The 11986-nt window shown below is 58.9% G+C and carries 7 protein-coding genes, 1 rRNA gene and 3 pseudogenes; 3 read left to right on the top strand and 8 right to left on the bottom strand.

Going from position 1 to position 11986, the window contains the following annotated elements:
• A 5S ribosomal RNA gene (gene rrf / locus FFS64_RS30655) occupies positions 1-111 on the top strand; the annotation flags it as partial.
• Positions 112-268: 157 nt separating this feature from the next.
• Here the strand turns inward: rrf and FFS64_RS30650 are convergent.
• The 8 genes and pseudogenes from FFS64_RS30650 to FFS64_RS30615 all read right to left on the bottom strand — a co-directional run.
• A pseudogene (locus tag FFS64_RS30650) lies at positions 269-908 on the bottom strand (TonB-dependent siderophore receptor); the annotation flags it as partial.
• 189 nt (positions 909-1097) lie between these two features.
• A pseudogene (locus tag FFS64_RS30645) lies at positions 1098-1597 on the bottom strand (DUF4880 domain-containing protein).
• Positions 1597-1992 (bottom strand): annotated as a pseudogene (locus FFS64_RS30640) (sigma-70 family RNA polymerase sigma factor); the annotation flags it as partial. The pseudogenes FFS64_RS30640 and FFS64_RS30645, both read right to left, overlap by 1 nt.
• Before the next feature lie 168 nt (positions 1993-2160).
• The gene (locus tag FFS64_RS30635) at positions 2161-2628 is read right to left on the bottom strand and encodes an SRPBCC family protein (protein ID WP_137808388.1); all 468 of its coding nucleotides are present in this window, start codon (positions 2626-2628) and stop codon (positions 2161-2163) included.
• A 28-nt stretch (positions 2629-2656) separates the two neighbouring features.
• A complete protein-coding gene (locus FFS64_RS30630) occupies positions 2657-6073 on the bottom strand; it encodes a non-ribosomal peptide synthetase (protein ID WP_137808387.1) in 3417 nt (1138 codons plus the stop codon).
• 13 nt (positions 6074-6086) lie between these two features.
• Entirely contained in the window at positions 6087-7016 is a 930-nt protein-coding gene (locus FFS64_RS30625) for a diiron oxygenase (RefSeq protein WP_137808386.1), read from the bottom strand.
• Complete coding sequence (locus tag FFS64_RS30620) at positions 7013-7789, bottom strand: DUF3050 domain-containing protein (RefSeq protein ID WP_137808385.1); 777 nt, start codon at positions 7787-7789, stop codon at positions 7013-7015. The genes FFS64_RS30625 and FFS64_RS30620 overlap by 4 nt, the downstream gene beginning before the upstream one ends.
• Positions 7790-8468: 679 nt before the next feature.
• Positions 8469-9179 (bottom strand): GntR family transcriptional regulator, encoded by a 711-nt coding sequence (locus FFS64_RS30615; protein WP_137808384.1) that lies wholly within the window; start codon positions 9177-9179, stop codon positions 8469-8471.
• A gap of 198 nt (positions 9180-9377) precedes the next feature.
• On the opposite strand from FFS64_RS30615, the gene lapG reads away from it, so the two are divergent.
• The gene (gene lapG / locus FFS64_RS30610) at positions 9378-10070 is read left to right on the top strand and encodes a cysteine protease LapG (protein ID WP_137808383.1); all 693 of its coding nucleotides are present in this window, start codon (positions 9378-9380) and stop codon (positions 10068-10070) included.
• A 14-nt stretch (positions 10071-10084) separates the two neighbouring features.
• On the top strand, positions 10085-11986 hold a 1902-nt coding region (lapD, locus tag FFS64_RS30605), incomplete at its 3' end, for a cyclic di-GMP receptor LapD (protein ID WP_137808382.1).

Genomic DNA, 11986 nt, shown 5'->3' with positions numbered 1-11986 from the left:
CGACCATAGAGCATTGGAACCACCTGATCCCATCCCGAACTCAGAAGTGAAACGATGCATCGCCGATGGTAGTGTGGGGTTTCCCCATGTGAGAGTAGGTCATCGTCAAGATTGAATTCCAAAACCCCTGTCTGCTTGCGCAGACAGGGGTTTTGTCGTTCCAAGGCTCCCAAAAAGCTGCAGATGTAAAAAAGCCAGGTCCTGGATTCAGGGCCTGGCTTTTTTATGCGCGCGAGATGAGCAATCAGAACTGGTAGCTCACCGTGGCTGCACCGGTGAAAAATTCCGCCTGCAGCATGTTATCGACGATGAAGGCGTGAAGCTTTTCATCGCCGCCAGTGTAATAGCGATTCAGTTCGTTACTGGTGGGGGTGGTCCAGCCGTAGGCGTAAACCTGATCCATGTTCACTTTGGAATCTAAGTAGCGAAAGTTCTGCCGCGCGGTGAAGACGTCGTTGAAGCGATGCTCGAACTGGTAGCCGAAGGACTGCTGATCACGCTGATAGCCATCGATGCTCGGCTCGCCCTCGAAGAAGTGCGGGGAGATCCGGTTTCCATTGCGCTGGTGGAGAGTACCCTCGGCCGGCACGCCACCGTGATAGCCGCCATCAGGGTCATGCTGCATATAGGCCTGCAGGGTCAGCGAAGTATCTTCGGTGAAATCGATGCTGACCGTCGGCGCGAGGGCGAAGCGTTTTTCCTTGTTGTGATCAAACTGTGTGTCGGACTGATCCGCCAACCCTATCAGTCGGACGATAGGCAAGGGGCTTGTCGTCATCCACAGGGCCGCTGAAGTCGAAACCCATGCCACGTTGACATTGATTGCCTATCGTGGCTTGAGTCTGATGATAGGGCTCATACAGCGGCTTATTGCTGGTCAGCGCCACTAGGCCGCCGGGCGAGCTGCGGTACGAACGGCATGGCGCAGGACGCCCGATTTCGCCGTGAAATGGCGAGGGTTCTTACGGATGGAGCGGACAGTCATCGTAGGTTTCCGTGGGAGGTCGCTGAGGCTGAGTTGCAGTGCTTACTGACTAAGCCGGACTTGCTCGGAAAACCCGCCAAAAAAGTTGTCAGACCTGCCGTTCCAGTGTCACCTACCAGCGCGTGCGATAGCGCAGTTGCACCGGCAAGGTTTGTGGCAGGATTGCCAGCAGCTTGTCGGTGTCCTCCAGGCGGAAAACCCCCGACAATCGCAAGTCGGCAATGTCGGCCGCGCACGTCAGATAACCGTGGCGACAGCGTCCGACTTCCTTGAGGAAATCCCCCAGCCGCATGTTGCGGGTCATGATCAGTCCATCTGCCCAGGTGCCGACATCCATATCCGGAGGCGGCACCAATCTCGCTTGATGGTGGTCGATCAGGTAACTGTGCCCGGCCTCCACGCGAGCCGGCTGGCGATCGGCATCCAGAGGCGAATGGATCACCACCAAGCCAGCTCATGCTCATGGTGCGCAGCACGCCACACTTCGCATTGCTGACGCAGCTTGGAATTGGTGGCGTTATTGCGCAGGCGCAGCAGCCAATGGATAGCTTGTTTGACAACGTGTTGTTGCGGCTCGCCATGTCGGCTCAGCGAAAGGTTATCCACCGGCATCACGCTTGATACCGCAGCGTGTAGCAGTGGAAAAGCGCATCGGCCACATAGCGCTCCACCGAACGCAGGGACAACCCCATCCGATGGGCAATCTGTATGTGGGTAAGGCCTTCGCACTGCGCCAGCAGAAATGCCTGACGTACTTTCGGCTTCAGGCCTTCAAGCATGCGCGCGATGCTTTCCAGCAATTCGAGTACCAGTGCCCTGGATTCGGCGCTTGGCGTTTCTGCCTCGGGCAAATGGGCGATGGTTTCCAGGTAGGCGCGTTCGACTTCTTCGCGGAGCCAATGGTCGATCACCAGGCCGCGAGCAATCGTTCGCCAAAAGGCGCGTGGGGCTTTGAGTTCCAGGCGTTCGGTTCTTTGCAGCAGCCGGACAAAGGTGTCCTGGGCCCGAAAGCTCTGTCCGGTGGCATTTGCCCTGATGAAAAATCAGAGCAAATACCTGTCAGCCTGAGAGTTCAGGGTTGCCGGGCAACATAGAATCTCCCACATTGGATTTTCAGTGTGTGGGAGCGAGCCTGCTTGCGAAAGCGGTGTACCAAACACCGCCTAACCACAGCCTTACACAAACATCTTCAGCACATTATTCATCGCATCATCGGCAAACCCCTGCACGAAGTCCTTGAAGCCCGGCAAAGCTTCGGCGCCACCCTGCGCCGGTTCGGCGATGATGGTCCAGGTCGCCTCAGACTTGCCTGCACCCAGCGGTTTCACCTGCATCGCCGCCCACAAATTAGCCACGCCCAGCGTGTTGTAGATCGTGGTCCAGGTCATGCTCAGGGCCTGGTCGTCGCGGGAGTTGAGCTGCTCGACCACCAGATTGCCGTTCTTGAAGAACTTCTTGCGCAGGGATGACACGCCTTCACCGGTCATTTCGATGTGCGACAGCGCCGGAATGAATCGGTCGAAGCCGGCAAAGTTGCCGACCACCGCCCAGACCTGCGTGGCATCCGCCGGGACTTCCACAGAGGACACGACGTGGCAGCCTTGCGGGTTTTTGATCAGGGTATCGGGTTGCAGTGTACTCATGGTTTTGCTCCGTTCTTGGTTGGATGAATCAGATGAAATTGATTTCTTTGAGGTAGTCGCAGCCGCGACGCAGTAGCGCCGGGGATTTTTCCGGGTAACGCGCGCCCATCTGCCGTACACCGGCCTGGGCGTTGTCATGGCCGATCATCGAGATGTCGCCGATGTCTTCCTCGAATCCGTTGAGGTAGAAACCCAGCACGCCGAACAACGCGTTGTCGCTGTCGACCCGGCCCAGTTGTTGTTGCCAGTCGGCGACGCTGACCAGGGAAAACTCCCGACCGGCTTCACGAAAGGACGCCACATAGCGATCCCAGCTCAGGGGCTCGGGGTTGTGCAGGTTGAACACCGCTTTTTCCGGGTGATAGCGGCTGGCATGGAAGGCGATGAAACGGGCGAGGAAATCCACCGGCATCAAGTCGAAGTTCAGCGCGAACTCCGGCACCTGGCCGAGCTGGATCGAACCCTTGAGCATCAGCATCAAACGGTTCTTGTGCGGTTGGCACACACCCGTGAGGCTGTTGAAGCTGATGTTGCCGGGCCGGAAGAGATTGACCTGCACGCCACGCTCACGGGCGCGTTCGAGGATTCGCTCGCCCACCCACTTGGACAGGTTGTAGCCGTTTTTGATGTAGATCGGCGGGGTCTGCGCGGCGGGCAGTTCAAGCACTCGGCCATCGGCGGAAATCGTGCTGGAGGCCGAGAGTGTCGAGACAAAGTTGAAGATTTTTTTGCTGCGCCCTTCGCACAACCGCAGGCACTCGAAAATCGGTTCGACGTTGTCGCGCGCCAGCGACTCGTAATCGAGTACGTGATTGACGTTGGCGGCGTTGTGCACCAGAGCGCCGAATTCCCGATCAAGGCGCTCGTAGACCTCGGCGCCCAGTCCCAATTCCGGGCGCGTGATGTCCGCCGCGTAAACCCGCACCCGACTCAAATCCAGATGCTCCAGGCGGTTCTCACGCAGTGCCTGGGCGAAGCGCTCGGTCGCCGATTGCCCGTTGCCGTCGCGGACCAGGCAGGCGATTTCGCTGGCGCCCCACGCCAACAGCGCTTCGACGATGTGGACGCCGACAAAGCTGTTGGCACCAGTGACGATCACCTTGTGCACATCGCCCATGCGGCTGATTGGCAATGGCTGCACCTGAAGTTCGCGCGAGGCATCGGCCACGGCTTGTTCACTCAGCACCTCATCACTGCCGGAGCCACGCACGAGCGTCGCCAGTTTGGTGATGGTGGGCAGTTCGATGAAGCGGTTGATCGAAATGCTGCGGCCGAATTCTTCGCGCAAGCGCAGTAGCATCTGTGACAGCAGAATCGAGTGCCCACCCAGATTGAAAAAACTTTCGTCGGTGGAAATATCGTTGGCGGGCAACTCCAGCAGCTCGGCCCAGATCTCCAGCAGCAGGGCTTCATCGGCGTTGGCGGGCAAGCGTCGCAGAGTGTTTTCGCTGACGCTGACCGGCAGTTCCAGCAGCGCCCTGCGATCGACCTTGCCGTTGCTGGCGTATGGCATGCTCGCCAGTTCGGTCCACGCTACGGGCTGCATGTAGTCGGGCAGCAATTGCCTGGCGTGGGCCTTGAGCGCTTCGCGAGCGGCACCGGGCCGGGCTTCGCGAGGCTGGGCGAGGAAGGCCAGTATCCGTCGCTGGCTATCGATCACCACCGCCACCTGCCGATACAACTGGCTGTCGCGCAGGCAGCGTTCGATCTCTTCCGGCTCGACCCGAAAGCCGCGAATCTTCACCTGATTGTCGCGCCGCCCGCACAGCTCGATACCGGAAGCGGTCCACTTCGCCATGTCGCCGGTGCGATAGGCGCGCAGGCTACGGCCATCGGGCAGGGTCAGATTCAGGTAGCGTTCGGCGGTTTGTTGCGGGTTGTTCAGATAACCCAGGCACACGCCCGGCCCGACGATGTGCAACTCGCCGACGGTCTGCTCGACCACCGGTTGCAAATCCTCATCGAGAATCAGCACCTGGCTGTTGGCGATCGGGCCGCCCAGGGTCCGATTGTGATCGCCGGCCTGCAGTTGTCGCGCGGTAATCAGCACCGTGGCTTCGGTGGGGCCATAGAGGTTGTAGAGCTTGCCCTGACGGGTCAGTTGCTCGATGACCCAAGGCTCGCAGACATCACCGCCGGTCATGATGTGATCGAGATTGATCAGCTGCTCCAGCGGCAGAATGCTCAACAGTGCTGGCGGTAGAAAGGCGTGGCTCAGGCGTTGATGACGAATCAGCTCCACCAGTTGCAGCGGATCGCGTCGCTGATCGTCGCTGGGTACGATCAACTCGGCACTTTGCAACAGGGTCGGGAAAATATCGATCAGCGACGAGTCGAAACTCAACGAGGAAAATTGCAGCACGCGACTCTGTTCGGTCAGTTGCACATAGTCGGCGTACCACGCCGTGAAGTGGGCGAGGTTGGCCTGGCTGAGCAGCACGCCTTTGGGATGGCCGGTGGTGCCCGAGGTGTAGAGCGCCATGCATGGAGCGTCGAGATCGGGGCGGTGGCGCATCAGGGGGAGATCGAGATTCACCTCATCGCAGTCGATGACGGTGATATCCAGGCCTGGCATTTCTGCCGCGAGTGGATGCTGCCCGTCGTGCAGCAGCAACACCGCGCCGGCGTTCGACAGGATGTACTGCTGACGTTGCAACGGATGGTTCGGTTCCAGCGGCAGGTACACAGCGCCGCTGCCAAGGATTGCCAGAATCCCCGCGTACAAGGCAGTGCATTTTGGCAGGCAGATGCCCACCACCCACGGCCCCTCATGTTGATCGAGCAGGGGCTGCAAACGTTGCTGAACAGCACGGCTCAGGGCATGCAATTGGCGATAGTCGAGCGTGCTGTCTGCCACGCTCAACGCCGGTCGTTCGGGACACTCAATGAAACGCTGTTCCAGTCGCTCGATCATTGGCACCCGGGCGAGTTCCAGCAGCCTGGGTTCAGTGGTGTCATTGAGCGAGTGGACGAAAGCCAGGCAATCGAGAAACAGCAGGTTTTCGACCGTATCGAAGTGAGCGGGAGACGTCGGTTCGGCGAGCAGGAAATATTCGGCATCCCGGGAGTAGCGACTGACCAGCAGGGTCACCTGGTTCACCAGTTCCGCCACCGCGCGCAGACGCAGTGCCTGTCCGTTGCCTGACAGTTCCTTGGCGATTGGCACGCGAGCGTGCAGCGTCGAATTGTGCAGGCACAGCAAGTCCAATGAAGGTAGGCCGCAAGCGCCCGGCAGCCCGATACCCAATTGCAGGGTCAGTCGCGTCGCATCACCGAGTCCCTTGACCGGCAAGCTGGCATCATCGATCACAAGATCCGAGTGACTCGGCACTTGATCATCGAGCGCCGTCACCCGCGTCAGTGCATGACCGTGTTGCTCCAGTTCCAGCCCAAGATCGGCCAGGGCCTGGCTTTGTCCAATGAGCAGAATGTCGAGACGTCTCATGATGTGCTCCTCGTCAGATCAGGTAGTCGCTCAAGGCGCTTTGCACGCACGGCGAATCGAGCAGCGAGCTGCTGCGGAAGAACCGCACGATGTTGGCCACCAGGGGGTGATGGCGATTGATCGGAAAGGCCAGCCCCGACACTTCGCTCTTGAGGGCTTGGCGCGCCGCATCGCTGATCTGCAAGGCGTCGATCAGTCGGAAGTCGAAAGACTTCTGGATGTCGTTGGTCAGGTAATGGCCGATGAACACCGGCAGGATTTGCGCGATGCACTGGCGGTCGTCTTCGCTCGCGGTGTGCCAGTAAATGCGCACCATCCGCGACCAGAAACCGGAATGCCGGCCTTCGTCGAGCAAGTGGTCGGCCATCAACCCTTTGATCGATTGCTTGACCGTGTCGTCCTTGGCGAACGCCGCGACATCGCCGGTCACGGTGTTTTCGGCGATGGCCACGCAGATCAATTCCACGGCGCTGCGCAGATGCGCTGGTGCGAGGTCAACGGCCGCCGGGATCGCACGGCTCAGCTCGATTTCGTCGGGCAGATCGATGGGCGTAATGCCGGTCATGGCGACGGTCTGTTGCATGAAATCCATGGCCACCAGCGCGTGGTAATCCTCATCCACGACCACGGTCATGGCGTCGTAGCGACAGGCAAACGGGAAGGTCACGGCGAACCGATTCTTGGCTATGCTGCGGGCGGTCTTGTCGACGATCTCGGTTTCGAAAATCACCACGTCGTTGATGAATTTGTACAGCGTCTGCACCAGGGCAAAGTCGCGCAGTTGCGGGCATTCGCGCAGAAAGGTTTCGCTGAGTACCAGGGGTTGGCGGCTCAGGGGATAGATCAGTTTGTCGTCGTTTTCCAGCACGCGACGCGGGCGGGTGCGAATGGTGGCGCGGCTCTCCCAGGCGTCGGCGAACGACTGATAGTCGGCGGCGTTCATGCGTTCACCTCCGCCAAAGGTTCGCTCATGCTCAGTCGCAGGCCATCCCACAGGGCGATGCGACTTTCCACGGCGGCGATAGCGCTGGCATAAACGTCTTCTTGCCGTTGCGGGTCGCCATCGACCAGACGTGCGAGCAGTTTTTCAGCGGCAGGGCCATGGTCTTCGGAGTCGACCTCGATGTGTCGCTCAAGGTAGTAGCAAAAGGTCGGGGCCTGTTCGATGCCGATGCCCCAGTCATCGAGGATGCGCTGGAACATCTGTGGGATCACGCTTTCGCGTCCATGCAGAAACGCTGCCGCGACACTGTGGCCCGGGGCATGCAGCGCGGTGTGCAGCGTATGGCGTACGAATCGCGCTGCTGCCGGCTCGACGTTGACACTTTGCAGCGCCACGTCGTAGCTCACGCCCTCCTGTTGCAGCGCCACGAAGCGCTCTACGGCGTCGGTGCTGGCGCCGACTTCACGCATGGCATCCAGGTACAACTCGAAATGACTGTAGTGACCCTGGCCCGGACGGTCATCGGACTCTTCACCCAGCACAATCTCATTGATCAGCCGCGCCGCCTGCGGATCGCGTGGGGGCAACCAGGGAAGGCGCGTACAGGTCAGTTCCTGCTGCAGGCGCTTGGTCAGCGACATGAAGTCCCATACGGCAAAGACATGGGTTTCCATGAAGCGTTGCAATACCGACAGTGAATTGATTTCGGAGAAGATCGGATGCGCACTTAGTTCGGATTTCTTTTGTTCGAGGTGTTCTTTGGTTGGTTTCATAAGTAGCATTCAATAGTCAAATATCAGTGGTGACCAATTGCTTTATTGCTGTTTGAAGTTTCTGCTGGCGAGCGGATGCCTCAAACGAATTGATCTGTATAAGTTGCTCTCGGAGCAGTATTGACGCGATGTGCGGCCGGTGTTTGTGGGCGGCGTGAAAAAGCTAGTACACAAACAAAGTGTTGAGCAAGTTATTTTATTAATATTTATGTGTTCAACTTTTTTGAGGGTGACAAGTTTCAATAAGACTTTTGATTTAAGTTTTATTTGGGTGTAGTTGCTCCTTCCGTCTTATATAAGTCAGAATTTTTGATAAAGAGTGAATGCCTCACTCGAAGCAACTTTCTTATTGAATCCGTTGAGGTGATCTGGGGGGGGAAGTTGGCCGGGGCTGCGCCGATTCTTCCGTTCCCGTGACAAGGCTCCTTCCGTAGGTTCTTGGTGCGGGGACTGCGCCACTGTAGCGGTGCGTCACCCGTTCATTGGTTGTCGCACCCCAAGAGTGAGCGTAATTCAAGGCAGCCGCTATCACCGAGGTGTGCGAGTCGAGGGAGGAGATATGAGAGGGGAAAATGTAAGCCGATTGTTCGCCGAACTGCTCTTCGTAGGAGTACGGCTTGTCCGCGATGGCGCCATTGAGATCGCTATCGCGGGCAAGCCTTGTTCCTACAGGTTCGGGTTAGTCCTGGTTTTTTTGGCTCTTGGCCTCAGGGCTATTGAGGTAGCGTGTAATAACCTCGACCCCCCGATTGAGATGATTTTCCAGTAGCTTTACCGAGCCTTCGACATCGTGTTTTTCGGCGGCCCGCAACAGTGCTCGGTGATCTTCCTGGGACAATTTGCCCAGGCCCATGGCTTCGAGGTTGAAGCGCAGGAAGCGTTCCTCCTCGTTCAACCCCTCTTCGACCAGTTTCAGCAATCGCTTATTGGGTGCCTTGCAGTAGAGCGACATATGGAAGAGACGATTGAGCCGGCCGATTTCGGTGTAATCGTGTTCCGTTTCCAGCTCGTCGATATAGCGGGCGGACTGTTCGAGATCCGCGGTATCCAGCAGTGGGATCGATAGCCTCAGTGCCTCGGACTCCAGCAGGATCCGTAGGGCGTAGGTTTCCGTGGCATCACCCTGAACCAGCGGCGCAACCACCGCGCCTTTATGGGCGACCACGTTGAGCAGCGCCTGGGCTTCGAGCTGGCGCAAGGCTTCGCGCACCGGCATGCGGCTGACACCGAATAGATCGGCCAGATCTTGCTGACGCAATGCAATGCCGGTAGGCAAGCGACCATCGAGAATGGCAGAGCGCAGGGTTTGTTCGATCACCGAGCGTGCCAGGTGAGCGGGAATCGGCCCGTTGACCTTGATACTGCTGAGAGGGTTGGGCTTTTGTGTCACTACAACGCACCCTGATTGACTGATTTATTTTTTGGATCCAACTGACACTAGTAACTGCCTGACGGCTTGTCAAACGCGCAACAGAGCGCTTTCCCTTCAGTTTAGCGCGCTGTGGGTGATCGCACCGTGCCATTGTTTTTTAACGGGCTAACCTACACCATCAATCGACTTCCACCTGCCTACCCTGGATGCCTTGCATTGGCGGTACGTTTCCCGATTCCCCCGATACTGCGCTGGCTGTGCGGCGCTTTGCTGCTGTCCGGCGTGATGCTGGGCGGTGTGCTGGCCGATTGGGATTTTTCCCTGATAAGCAGTCGGGCGCAGGCATTGTACGGACCTTTGGGCGAAGGTCAGCAGCGTATTGATGATTGGCAACAGTTGTTGGCCACACAGAAGCAGGTCAGCGAGCTAGAACAGCTCAACCTGGTCAACCGATTCTTCAACCAGCGGATGCGCTACGTCGAAGACATCGACCTCTGGCACCAGGTCGATTACTGGGAAACGCCGATCGAAGCTCTGTGGAAAGGTGCCGGCGATTGCGAGGACTACGCTATCGCCAAGTACTTCAGCCTGCGCCATCTCGGCGTTGCCAGCGACAAGTTGCGTATTACCTACGTAAAGGCATTGAGCCTGAATCGCGCGCACATGGTGTTGACATACTACTCAAGCCCGAACGCCACGCCGCTGGTACTCGACAGCCTGATCGATACGATCCAGCCGGCCAGCCAGCGTACGGATTTGCTGCCGGTCTACGCTTTCAATGCAGAAGGGTTGTGGTTACCTGGTGCCAAGGGCAACCAGAAGGTCGATGACACCAAACGCCTGTCCCGTTGGCAGGATGTGCTGAAGAAAATGCAGGCCGAAGGATTTCCGGTCGAGACGACTCACTAGGAGTACGCCCACAGATGTCTTTGTTCAAACAACTGTTGATCGCTATCTGTCTGTTCCTGGTCGTCGCCTTCACCGGCAGCTTCATGGTCAGCCTCGAAAGCTCGCGCAGCCAGTACGTCAACCAGTTGCGCTCCCACGCCCAGGACGCCGCGACGGCACTGGCGCTGTCCCTGACGCCGAACATCGACGACCCGGCGATGACCGAGTTGCTGGTCAGCTCGATCTTCGACAGCGGTTACTACGCGAGCATCCGGGTGGTCGATCTGTCCAACGACAAAACGCTGGTCGTGCGCAGTGGTATCCCGGGCGATACCCAGGTGCCGGACTGGTTCGTTCGACTGATCGGCCTGGAGTCCGCCGGCGGCGATGCAATCGTCAGCCGTGGCTGGGAACAGGCTGCGCGGGTAGAGGTGGTCAGCCACCCGATGTTCGCCCTGGCCAAATTGTGGCAAAGCGCGCTGGGCAGTCTGGTGTGGTTGCTGATCTGCGGCGTGATCAGCGCGGTGTTGGGGGCATTGTTGCTGCGCCGACAATTGAAGCCACTCGACTACATGGTCCAGCAGTCCCACGCCATCGCCCGCCGCGAGTTCCTCAGCCTGCCGCAGCTGCCACGCACGCCTGAATTGAGGCGCGTGGTGCAGGCCATGAATCAGATGGTCGAGAAGCTCAAGGCATTGTTTCAGGAACAGGCCGAGCGCAGTGAAAAACTGCGGGCCGAATCCTATCAGGACAACCTGACCGGGTTGGCCAACCGCCGTTATTTCGAGATGCAATTGAACGCGCGGGTGAGCAACCCGGAGCAGGTCAGCTCCGGTTATTTGTTGTTGCTGCGGGTTCAGGATCTGGCGGGGCTCAACCAGCGCTTGGGTGGGCAACGCACGGACGAACTTCTGCGGGCGGTCGGCGAGCAGCTGTCGCGTGAATGCGCCCGGTACCCGGCAACGCAAAATCTCGTCACGCGGATTCGAGGCGGCGAATTTGCCGTGCTGGCGCCGGGCCTGATGCGCGAAGAAGCGCTGCAACTGGCGCAGCACCTCGATACGGCCCTGGCGAGCCTGCATGCGACCGGGGCCACCGACGTGGCTTCGGTCGCTGCGATCGGGCTGGCACCGTTTGTTCATGGCGATGCGCCGCAAGCGGTGCTCGCGCTGGCTGATCAGGCGTTGGCACAAGCCGAAGGCCAGAGCGATTCAAATTGGGTCTGCCTGGATCACCGCGCCCTGTCCGGGGTCGGCGATGACCATCACGCCTGGCACAACCTGCTGGATCAGGCACTCAATCAACGGCGATTCAAACTGTATTTCCAACCGGTGGTGGCCAGCCAGGACACACAACTGGTGCTGCACCACAAAGTGCTTTCACGCTTGATTGATGACCAGGGCCAGAGCATTCCAGCGGGGCGCTTCCTGCCGTGGCTGCAGCGGTTCGGCTGGGCCGCGCGGCTGGACCGCCTGATGCTGGAGTTGGTGCTGGAGCAGATGGCCGATCACGACGCCTCACTGGCGCTGAACCTGTCTTCGGCCACCTTGGAGAACCCGCAAGCATTGGATGCACTCCTCGAGCTGCTGCGTTCCTATTCCAATCTGGGGCCGCGGCTGACTCTGGAAATCGGTGAAGAACAGTTGCCGGAGCAGGCTATGCTGGAAGACCTGACGCGGCGTTTGCGCGCACTCGGGTTCTCGCTGAGCCTGCAACATTTCGGCGGGCGTTTCAGCATGATCGGCAACCTGGCGCGTCTCGGGTTGGCGTACCTCAAGATCGATGGCAGCTACATCCGTGCGATCGATCAGGAGAGCGACAAGCGTCTGTTCATCGAAGCCATCCAGCGCGCCGCCCATAGCATCGACTTGCCCTTGATTGCCGAACAGGTCGAGACCGAGGGGGAGTTGGCGGTGATTCGGGAGACGGGGGTGTAT

The organism is Pseudomonas sp. G(2018), from assembly GCF_005502415.1.
Lineage (GTDB): Bacteria > Pseudomonadota > Gammaproteobacteria > Pseudomonadales > Pseudomonadaceae > Aquipseudomonas.
This window is presented reverse-complemented; position numbering and strand designations above follow the sequence as displayed.